This is a genomic window from Bradyrhizobium sp., from assembly GCF_019242285.1.
GTDB lineage: Bacteria > Pseudomonadota > Alphaproteobacteria > Rhizobiales > Xanthobacteraceae > Bradyrhizobium.
In genome coordinates this window covers 1-6,063 of sequence record NZ_JAFAVV010000917.1, presented here as the reverse complement: position 1 = coordinate 6,063, position 6,063 = coordinate 1, and the positions used below count along the sequence as shown (strand labels likewise).

Genomic DNA, 6,063 nt, shown 5'->3' with positions numbered 1-6,063 from the left:
CCGAGCCTTTCGGCCCACCAATCGGCTGCACCGTGCCGCCATCGAGCGCGACGTTCGGATCCGTCGTTTGGCGGCCCTTGGCGTCGAGCGCGTGACCAAGCGGGATCGATTGCCCACGCCGTGCCGCGCGCCGGATCTTGCCGCGCGCAGCGACAGCCGGCGACATGTCGAGATCGAACGGCGTTTCCTCGCCGGCAGGGGCTGCGACCGCAATCGGACTGGTGCCGAACAGCCCTTCCCGGCCGCCCCAGGGCGGCATCGCGCGCGATGCGTTCGTGAAGACGATGCCGATATAACCTGCTTCCATCGCCTGAAGCGCATAATTAGCGGCCATGCCGAAATGAGTGCTGCGGCGAGCCGAGACAATGCTCACACCGAACTCGCGCGCATATCGATCGCCTCGGCCATTGCCCTTCGCGACCACGAAGCCGAAGGCATTCTGCCCGTCGAGCGAGCCGACCATCGGCGTGACACGCTCGACCTTCAGATTCGGACGAGGGTTGATCAGCCGGCGCAGAACCCGCTCGAGATAATGTGGCGAGGTTTGCAGCCCGTGGGTATCGACGCCGCGCAAGTCGGCCAGCACCAGACAACGTGAAACGGTCGCGGCATCCTCCTCCGGAAGCCCATGTGCGACCAGAAGCCGGCGGCCGAAGCTCTCGGCCGCATTGGCGTCGACATAGAACGGACCCGACGCCGTCCCGGAGCTCGCTGTTTGCAATGACGTCATGGAGCGCTCATCACGTCGACAGGCGGCGTGATGGCTTGCGCGCCGCCGGCAGTGGTCGCTCCGACCAGCGCAATAGCAAGAAGAACTATCGCTGGACCTCATTTTACCGAAATCTCGCGGACTTGCCTCGCCTTCTCCGCCATCGCGGCGGACAGGAACTGGACGTCGGTTCCGGTCGAGAGTAACCGAGCGCCCATGGCGATAAACTCGGCGGCGAGCTCAGGGCGTGTCGAGAGACCGCCGACGCCGACATGCTTGCCGTGCTTGCGGCAGGCAGCGATCGTCCGCGCATAAGCGTCATGGACCTTCGGATGCTCGAACTGGCCCGCCAGACCGAGATCGGCGAGCAAATCATTAACGCCGATCAGCACCATGTCGACACCTTCGACGGATGCAATCTCTTCGGCCTTGTCGACCGCATCTGCGGATTCGAACTGTACGATTATCATCGTAGCGTCGTTGACGGCGGCGTTTGCCTCGGCGGCCGGGAAAGTCCGGAACTCCACTGCGGCAGCGCGCCACCAGCGCCGCGTTCGCCGAGCGGCGCGAACTTCGACGCCACGACAACCGCGCGGGCCTCCTCGGCTGAACGCACGCCGGGGGCGATGATGCCGAGCGCGCCGGCGTCCAGGACGCGCTGAACGAAGTCCGGCCTGTTGGCGGGAACGCGGACCATCGGCGTTACGCCCACGCCCAACGCCGCCTGACAGATTTGACCCGTCGCCTCCAGCGACAAGGTCGAATGCTCGAGGTCGACATAGATCATGTCGAAGCCGGCGGTCGCAGCCAACCGTGCGATCTCGACCCCGCGCACGAGTCGGACCGTCATTGACGCCACGACCTCGTCGCGCCTGAGCTTGTCCTTGACGACGTTATGAACGATATCGCTCGCCTTCATTACGCATTTCCCCGGAACGGCTCTTCTTGGATCGGGCAACACGATCGCTGCCTCACATTGCTGTAGCTTTTGCCATGAATTTATCGCACGATCGAGATCGTCGCGCTTGCCGCAGGCGCACTTTCGACCATGAAATTGAACGCGGTGAATTGCCGGAAAGCAGGCCCGCACCGCGATGGCCGTTTGGTGGACGACGCGCCGTGATGCGCTGTCGTGATCGTTCCGGTCGGCGGCGGAGGTTGAGCCAAGTCAGCTGCCGGGGCTTATCTGAGCCGATGCAAATCGGTCAAAATCACTTTGCCGAGATACTGGTGAAGGAGTGACTCATGATCGGGCTATCTTGAGCCGGATAAAGGGATTGCTCCGCGTTGGCTGATCACTTCATAATGCGGCAAACCGGAAGCGGGACGCCACAAACATGACGGAGACAGCGAATGGGCTATACACTTGAGCAATTGAGCGCTGACATCCGCGAGACCCTCAAGGCGGATTCCGGGGCGAGCGGTAAGCAGCTGGTGTGCAAACTCGTGTCGAAGGCGCTGCTCGACCAGGAATTCGTTGCTAGGCACCTGACCGCCGAGCAGTGCCGCCCACGCAAGGTGTTGTACGAGGATCCGGAGCTGGGCTTCTGCGTTTGCGGACATGTTTACGAGAGCCCCGCTAACGGCGCGCCGCACGACCACGGTTCCAGTTGGGCAATCTATGGCTTGGCGATTGGCGATACCGAGATGACCGACTGGCGCGTTGTCAAGCAAGGCAAGGGTGACGAGCCGACGCTGGTCGAGCCGATCAAAACTTATGTTCTGAAGCCGGGCGATAGCCATTTCTATGATGTCGGTGTGATCCATTCGCCGAAGCGAGAGGGGCTCACGAAGCTCGTGCGTATTGAGGGCATGAACCTGGATTACGTTCAGCGTTCGAACATCAGGGCGGCTTGAGTGAACTGGCCGGATTGACGGACGGAAAGCGCCGGCGTCGCAGCTTTGATCGCAACACGAGTCTCGATACCGTCCATGAGAATCTCGTGGAAGTCAGCTGACCTCTCAGCGCGAGGCGCGAAGCAGGTCTCGGAAGACACAGGATCGCGCTGCCGGCGTCGTAATATTTCCAAGGAGGGACTGAAGGCATGTCGGGCAACAAGATCACACGAATCGATGCACAGGCACTGAAAGCCCGACTTCATGATGGCGGCGAGTTGACTCTACTCGACGCGCGCGAGGAACTGCCATTCGGCAGGCGCCATCTTCTGATGGCATCTTGCGTTCCGCTCAGCCGATTGGAGCTGCTGGTCGACGATCTGGTACCGCGGCGCGGTACACGCGTCGTCTGGTGCGATGGCGGTGAAGGCTTGGCGGCAAGCGCCGCGGAACGAATGTCCGCGCTAGGCTATCATGACGTCGCTTTGCTGGACGGCGGGATCGCTGCGTGGGAGGTAGCGGGCTTTCACATCTATAGCGGCGTGCACGTACCCAGCAAGGCGTTCGCCGAAGTCGTCGAGCACGAGGCCGGCACACCATGGATCTCCGTTCAGGATCTTCAGGTGTTGATCGATCGCAAGGCCAACATCGCAATCTACGACAGCCGCTCGTACGAAGAGTATTATAATAACAGCATCCCGACGGCCATCAGCGTACCCGGTGCGGAGCTGGTCTATCGCTTCGCGGATCTCACGCCGTCGCCCGATACAATGGTCGTCGTCAATTGTGGCGGCCGCACGCGCAGTATCATCGGGGCGCAATCGCTGATCAATGCCGGCGTGCGCAACAAGGTCGTGTCTTTGAAGGACGGCACCATGGCCTGGCACCTCGCAGGTCTCGAAGTAGTGCATGGGGCAACGCGAAAGCCGCCCGAGGTCAGCGCGCACGGATTGCAGTCCGCTCGCGAAGCCGCTGCACGGGTTGCCGCGCACTTCGGCATCGCGCGTATCGACAAGCATACGCTCGAATCATGGCGCGCCGAGGCGGCCCAGCGCAGTCTGTACGTCCTGGACGTGCGCTCAACCGAAGAATACGAGACTGGCCATTTGCGCGGTGCACGCTCGGCGCCCGGCGGCCAGCTTGTGCAGGAAACCGACTCGCATATGGCAACCTGGGGTGCCCGCGTCGTGCTTGTCGACGACAACGGCGTCCGCGCAACCATGACTGCGTCGTGGCTGAAACAAATGGGGTGGCGGGAGATTGCGGTTCTGGCCGCTGAGCCGGCCAATGGCGACTGGGAAACCGGACCCTATGTGCCGCGTGTTCCTGGTCTCGAAGCGGCCTCGGCGCCGCAAATCGATGCGATGGATTTGCGCGATCGATTGGCCGCAGGCAACGTGACGGTGATTGATCTCGGCCTGAGCACGCGCTACCGGCTGGGCCATATTCCGGGTGCCTGGTTTGCAATCCGGTCGCGCCTTGGCGGTGCACTGGCGACACTACCCTCCCATCAGGCGATCGTGCTGACGTCGCCGGATGGCGCGCTTGCGGCACTGGCGGCGACTGAGTTGCAGGCCATCGCATCCGTACCGGTCATGACACTTGTTGGTGGCACGCAGGCTTGGGTCCGGGCGGGATTGCCTCTCGAGATGGGGGCAACCCGAATGGCGGACCAGCCCGACGACGTGTTTCTCTCACCGCGCGAGCGCGGCCAGAATCGCGAAGACGCGATGCGCGAATACCTTACCTGGGAGATAAATCTGGTCAACGACATGGCCAAGGACGACGACCACCGCTTCCGCATCGCCACATGAACGGGCTGTGAGAGTGCAAGCCCGCCCGCCGATTTCTACTTTGGTGCGCTCGGAGCGGCGGTCGCATTTCTTATCCAGATGTGTAAACCAATTAAGTGCATTTCCCCCTCATAATGCTTTTGAAGACGAACGCGCAAGCCTCCGCCATCGCTGGCCGAGGACGCTGGTGCGGCCGATCTTATCGCGGGCGACCGGCTGCAGCTCGGCACAGTCGACCGTCGCCAGCCAGTTGGGCGTGGCTTACTGATTTGAGAGGAGCCTGACTTGAGCGTTGCCTTCACAAAGGAAGACAGTGCCTAAATTGCGTCGGAGACCCTCCTGCCCGACCGTCCGCTTTCATTTCATCCGAACCTCGTTACGGAAAGCGGGATTGAGGGCTCTGGAATTTCAACTCGACCAGACCGCGACGCATATGAGACGGCACAGGAGATTGAGGACATCAACGAACGACGGCGGCAATCAGCAATCCCCGTGCAGGATATGCACTACTTTACCGTATCGTAGCACAGGGCGAGGCGGACCCCGAGAGCGGTTCTATTTCCTTCGTGTTCCCCGTGGCCAGGCTTCTGGTGGGCAAGGCTGTCGGGGATGAAGTCGGCGCATCCGGTCAAAGTCTCAAGATCATTTCGATCTCCTAGGGTCTGTACCCAGTTAGCATATTCTGATTCTGTTGGGCCGAATTTGATTCGGCCCAAGGGAGTTCGATGCGTAAAGGACTGTTCTGGCTCAGCGATAAGCAGTGGGCTCAAATAGAACCGCATCTTCCTACGAACCAGACTGGCCCGGTGCGCGATGACGATCGACGCATCATCAGCGGTTATCATTATATGCTTCAGTGCGGGGCACGCTGGCGCGATTGCCCGCCGGACGATGGTCCTTACACGACGATCTGCAACTGGTTCAATCGCTGGCCAAGCGCGGACATTGGCAGGGGATCTTCGAAGCGTTCGCCCACTGCGGCAAGGACGGCGTGTCTCTGTCTACCGAACCCACCTCAAGGCGCATCGTTCGGCAAGCGGCGGAAAAGGGGCGAGCATCAACAGGCGATCGGCCGCTCGCGTGGCGAACGGACCACGAAAATCCACGCGCTAACGGATCGTGATTGCAGGCCGCGGCCGGGCGGCTCTCCATCAGGCCCGCAGCAGTTCGAGCAATTGTGGAGACAGCATAACGTACCGATCTTTGCGGCCTTTGCCTTGCTCGATGCGGATCACCCATGCGCTTGCTGTCGATGTCGCCGACCTCCAGTGCCACCGCCTCGGAGACGCGCAATCCTGCGCCATAAGCCACGCTCAGCGCCGGCAACTTGCGCGGCTCGCCGCCGAATGTCGCGCGTTCCACGAGGTCGGGGCGACCGAGCGAGACCTTAAGGAAGAACCGTAGCGTCGAAACCGCCTGGTTGATGGTGGGGCCCCAACGCCGCTCGCCGTCAGGTGCAGGTGGTAGCGCCGCACGTCCTCGAAACTTGACGTGTCTGGCGAGCGGCCAAGATAGGCCGCGAAATTCTCGACCCTTTGCAGGTCGTCATGTTCGGTCTTCGGCGCATGTCTTCCATCATGCGCCGGCGTAACGGGCTCATTGCCTGGTCGGTCACGGGGAGGCTCCCGCCTGGAGGGAGGGTTGCAACTCCTCATCTTCAGACAGGACGCGCCTCTCATCTCTCCCAACCCCGTGCATTGGGCGGCGGAGTCTTACCGCGCGAGC

At 61.8% G+C, this 6,063-nt stretch carries 3 protein-coding genes and 3 pseudogenes; 4 read left to right on the top strand and 2 right to left on the bottom strand.

What is annotated here, in order from left to right; genetic code table 11:
• Both JOY90_RS37645 and JOY90_RS37640 read right to left on the bottom strand, forming a co-directional pair.
• A partial coding sequence (locus tag JOY90_RS37645) for an Ldh family oxidoreductase (RefSeq protein WP_291696150.1) occupies nt 1-730 on the bottom strand: 730 nt, incomplete at its 3' end.
• Nucleotides 731-828: 98 nt separating this feature from the next.
• Nucleotides 829-1,496: pseudogene (locus JOY90_RS37640) on the bottom strand (HpcH/HpaI aldolase/citrate lyase family protein).
• 566 nt (nt 1,497-2,062) lie between these two features.
• Between JOY90_RS37640 and JOY90_RS37635 the strand changes: the two are divergent.
• The 4 genes and pseudogenes from JOY90_RS37635 to JOY90_RS37620 all read left to right on the top strand — a co-directional run.
• Nucleotides 2,063-2,566, top strand: a complete 504-nt coding sequence (locus tag JOY90_RS37635) for a hypothetical protein (protein ID WP_291696149.1) — start codon at nt 2,063-2,065, stop codon at nt 2,564-2,566.
• Nucleotides 2,567-2,754: 188 nt separating this feature from the next.
• A complete protein-coding gene (locus tag JOY90_RS37630; protein ID WP_291696148.1) occupies nt 2,755-4,359 on the top strand; it encodes a rhodanese-like domain-containing protein in 1,605 nt (534 codons plus the stop codon).
• Between the two features lie 300 nt (nt 4,360-4,659).
• Nucleotides 4,660-4,997 (top strand): annotated as a pseudogene (locus tag JOY90_RS37625) (GreA/GreB family elongation factor).
• Nucleotides 4,998-5,063: 66 nt separating this feature from the next.
• Nucleotides 5,064-5,471: pseudogene (locus tag JOY90_RS37620) on the top strand (IS5 family transposase); the annotation flags it as partial.
• Between the last annotated feature and the right edge of the window lie 592 nt (nt 5,472-6,063).